We start from the raw sequence: 1,471 nt of genomic DNA, 5'->3' as shown, positions 1-1,471 counted from the left end.
GATAGCGTCCCGGGGAGTGGTGGACTTCGGATCAACGGCGTGAACGCGTAGCGATCAACGAGTCGTAGTGGATTCTAGCCGATCCCGACACCAGCAAGCGCCGGGACAACGCCGCCGGCAACGCGCTTCTTGGCCGCGATCACCGCGCGCAGCTCGTCGATACTGACATCGGAGACGTAGCGGCGGGTGACCTGCCACTCGTCGTGCTGCTCGATCACCACCGCGGTCGACAACCGCAGGAACGACGCCAGGTTCGGGAAGATCTCCACCACATCGGCCCGGCGTTTGATCTCCTTGTTCAGGCGCTCGATGGGGTTGTTCGACCAGACCTTCGTCCAATGAGCGCGTGGGAACGCGGTGAACGCGAGCACGTCATGTTTCGCCTCCCGCATCATCGCCGCCGCCTTGCCGAACGTCCCAGCCAATGTGTCAGTGACTTGATCCCATTGCGCGGCAACATCATCGGCCTCGGTGTGCACGAACACAGTCTTCACCGCCGCCATCACCGCCGGCACATGCTTCGACCCGACCGCGCCCTGCAGATTTCGCATGAAATGCACCCGGCACCGCTGCCAGGACGCGCCGGTGAACTGCTGCGCGACAGCGGCTTTCAACCCGGAATGCGCGTCGGACACGACCAGATGCACCCCCGACAGGCCCCGCGCCCGCAGCCCGGTCAGAAACTCACGCCAGAACTCGAAGGACTCACTGTCACCGACCGCCGTTCCCAGGACTTCCCGGGTCCCGTCGATCGACATGCCCGTCGCGACCACCAGGGCTTGGGACACGACGTGGGCGCCGACCCTGACTTTGCAGTAGGTCGCGTCGAGCCAGATATAGGGAAACTCGGTGTGCGACAACGACCTTTCCCGGAACCTGCCGACCTCGGCGTCCAGGCCCGCGCAGATCCTCGAGACCTCCGATTTCTTGATCCCCGAGGACACCCCGAGCGCGGCGACGAGGTCGTCGACGTTACGGGTCGACACGCCGTGGACCCACGCTTCCATCACCACCGCGTGCAGGGCCCGGTCGATCCGGCGGCGCGGTTCGAGCAGAGACGGGAAGAACGACCCCGCCCGAAGCTTCGGGATCTTGACCTCGATATCACCGGCCGGGGTGGCGATCTCCTTGCCGCGGTAGCCGTTCCGCTGCGTCGTGCGGTCCTCGCTGCGTTCGTAGCGGCCGGCGCCGATCACGGCAGTCGCTTCGGCCTCGATCAACGCTTGCAGTCCGGCACGGACCAGTTCGGCGAACACGGACGCCGAATCGGCGGACTTGAGGGTGTCGAGCTGGGCCAGCAGTGCAGAATGATCCTGGGTCATCGCGTGGTACTCCCTTTCGGGTGTGGTCGAGTCACTTTGGTCGGTAACTCGTTCACCACTACGCGATGACCTGCTCATTTCAGGACATCAACACGCCTCATACCGGACCTGTCCGATTCCGAAATCCCACCACTCCAAGGGACTTACCC

Annotated in this window: 1 protein-coding gene; it reads right to left on the bottom strand. The window is 64.4% G+C overall.

Annotated features, from left to right (window positions below; genetic code table 11):
• Nucleotides 1-74: 74 nt before the first annotated feature.
• Entirely contained in the window at nucleotides 75-1,322 is a 1,248-nt protein-coding gene (locus tag ACWEKS_RS49305; protein WP_452346599.1) for an IS256 family transposase, read from the bottom strand.
• Nucleotides 1,323-1,471: the final 149 nt, after the last annotated feature.

The sequence above is a fragment of the Nocardia sp. NPDC004711 genome (assembly GCF_053601595.1).
The sequence above is the reverse complement of the archived record's forward strand: the minus strand, read 5'-3'. Positions and strand labels throughout refer to the sequence as shown.